Source organism: Zooshikella ganghwensis DSM 15267, assembly GCF_000428585.1.
Lineage (GTDB): Bacteria > Pseudomonadota > Gammaproteobacteria > Pseudomonadales > Zooshikellaceae > Zooshikella > Zooshikella ganghwensis.
Genome location: NZ_AUAF01000290.1, coordinates 1 through 2,935, shown reverse-complemented (window position 1 = coordinate 2,935; position 2,935 = coordinate 1). Strand labels below are relative to the sequence as shown.

Annotated in this window: 2 protein-coding genes; one reads left to right on the top strand and one right to left on the bottom strand. The window is 35.1% G+C overall.

Going from position 1 to position 2,935, the window contains the following annotated elements; genetic code table 11:
* Positions 1–1,228: 1,228 nt before the first annotated feature.
* On the top strand, positions 1,229–1,816 hold the full coding sequence (locus tag F607_RS0125990) for a PhnA domain-containing protein (protein ID WP_027710341.1): 588 nt from the start codon (positions 1,229–1,231) through the stop codon (positions 1,814–1,816).
* Between the two features lie 666 nt (positions 1,817–2,482).
* On the opposite strand, the gene F607_RS36275 is transcribed toward F607_RS0125990, so the two are convergent.
* The gene (locus F607_RS36275) at positions 2,483–2,833 is read right to left on the bottom strand and encodes a cupin domain-containing protein (protein WP_420864451.1); all 351 of its coding nucleotides are present in this window, start codon (positions 2,831–2,833) and stop codon (positions 2,483–2,485) included.
* Positions 2,834–2,935: the final 102 nt, after the last annotated feature.

The window sequence follows — 2,935 nt, the reverse complement described above, 5'->3', positions numbered from 1 at the left end:
TGTCAAATAATAAACAATCGTATTTACCTTCTATAATTTAAGATCTTTCCTAAAAATATTGAAATTTTGGTAACATTTTTAGAGGTACCCATAAGATCCTGGGGCTTCTTCGCTTGACCGCCGCCCCTAAAAGTCCTTCATTTTGGGTATAGAAACAACATTCACGAATTACTTTAGGATTTGCTGGAATCACTTTTGACCATAGATAATACAGGAGTTTCTAATTACCACCCCAGTTACTTATTCTAATACATCTACTTTGACTGGAAAGGTAAAGTAGCAATCGCGTGTTGATGAACACTTGCTTGTGCTCTTGGAGAGAAAAACTTTAGCTTGGGTATTATAATAACTTTGAAGATGCTAATAATTTAAATTTGCCTGTACGTTGGTTTTGTTTTGGTCGGCCTAAAATCTTACAAAAACAAATAAAGTGACAGGTGTCACTTGATAGTTGTGATGCTGTGTGTAAAATGCGCACAATTTAGCATCATATACTAAAGGTAAATAATGGAGACCCGTTTCTTTGAGGGCATTCTAGTCATGCTTGCTTTTTATTGTCTTATCGCGTTGATAGCCCTTGATACTTATTTGTTCTCGACATATTCATTCATTATATGTATACCACTGTTGTCTTTGATATTCATTTCTCGGATGTTTTTAAAGGGGCATCGAAGTAAGCTAATTTCAAAGTGCGAATGTACCTGTAAGCAGTATAGTTCTCTCTGCCAATAACCTTTCTAGTAAGAAAATACAGGTACGATCGTTTGTATGATTATATATTTTTTTTAAGTTATGGTAGAAATGAAATTGCTGCCGAGCTATTTAGATGTCCCATTTAATATCCATAATATTAATTAAAATATATTATAGTTAATATTTTTGTGCGCATGTGATGCGCATGCTAATAAAAACCTTACGTGTATGTTTCAATGTTTTATACTGAATAATATCTGTATTAGATTTAAAAATATTATTTACTAAAAGTCTTTTGGTGGAGAACTAGTTTCATAATAATATTTTTATGTTGGATTTTTTTAAAAATAAATTTCATTTCCAACGATGCAATTTGTATTACAATTTAATGAAATAGTATTAAATTTTACTCGAGGCTGTTCAAAAAGAGTGCTTACTTGAAAAATAGTTAAGTACTTATAGTGATATTATGATCCCATACAAAAGACATTCGCGTTATACTAGTGTCATATATTGTATGAAGATTGAGCTATCCATGAATACAGAACAAGCATTATATACACGTAGTGAATCTAAATGTGAACTTTGTGGTATATCTGAAGATCTAGCTATTTACGAGGTTCCGCCTAACTCCACATGTAGCCCTGAGGACACCATACTAGCCTGCAATACATGTAGGATGCAGTTGGAAAACCCTGAAACAGTAAATGTTCATCATTGGCACTGCCTTAATGAAAGTATGTGGAGCCAAGTACCAGCAGTTCAGGTAGTGGCATGGCGAATGTTGACTCGTTTGAGGAGTGAAGGTTGGCCACAAGACTTATTAGATATGTTGTATCTGGATGATGAAACCCTCGAATGGGCAAAACAAACAAGTGAGGGGACACCCTCTGATGATGGAGTGAAACATATAGATGGTAATGGGGCAGTACTAGAAGCTGGGGATAACGTAACCTTAGTCAAGGACTTAAATGTTAAAGGTGCAAGCTTTACTGCAAAGCGTGGAACAGTTGTACGAGGAATTTCGTTGGTTGCTGATAACCCCGAGCATATTGAGGGTCGTGTGAATGGACAGCAAATTGTGATTCTTACAAAGTTTGTTAAAAAATCCAATCCAAAATAAAACTATAGTGAGAGCCATCCCCAAAATGAGATGGCTTTTGATGTTATTTAGAAATTAAGGTTTTCGATCGGTTCGAGTCCTGGTCTTCCTTTATTGATTTAAAAACTGTTGATAGCAATCAGGTCATTCGCTCCACAATAACTGTTGCGACAAAAAATATAAGCATCTGTTACTTTAATTGTATTATCTCTAACAGAGATTTTAATAATGTATGGATGTTTATTATGTTTGTTTGTAATTAAAAAGTTGAAGTGGTTGTCATTGGATATAAAAATATTTATTAGAATGATGAAATTATAACAAATGAAGTATATCTGATACAAAACTGCTTAATTATATTATGAAAAAAGTAGCGACAACTTGCGACAAAACAATACTTTAAATACGGTGTATATTTACTTATAGTGATTACTAAGACAGACATAAGTGATGTTAAACGTATAACTACTTTGTAAGTCAACGTTGTTGTCTTTAAGTATTACAAGTGCTTCTTTACTGACACTGGGTCCTAATACATAGAGCATACTAGTGTGCAAAGTAATTGGTAAAGTTATTAATAGTACGTTGGTATCGATTTATTGAGTATTCTCAATTTCCTTGCTCGTAATTGTGGCCTATCTCCGTCTTTTGGTTTCCCCTGCAGATGGAGATAGATTTTTTTTCAGGTTAACTCAATATCTTGTGACCGCTGACCCAAGTTCTATTAATCATGGGATGCTCCTCATGGGTTGGACCCCAATCACTATCAGGGTGATAGGCAATGACGTCCATACTGTGCTCGTGAGTCTGAAAGTGATGAACTGAATTTGCAGCAATCATGAATACCATGCCTTCCTCAAGCTCAATGGTATCTCCCTTGGTACAGCATAAACCATTACCTCTTGCAATAATTCCTGCCCGTATGCTTGGGTGAGTATGCGGCGTTTGTTTTGTGTGAGAAGGAAAATGTAGAAGGTTTAAACAAGGGTCTCCTTTTAATGGTGGACAACAAAGTAATGAGTCAGTACAACCATCGATATAACGGAGTCGTCCAGTTTTTTCTATAGGGCCTCCCTATGTACAGGACAAAAAGCTGAATAAATAAGAAAGGCTCTATATGGATTCCTAGGGGGTTATATC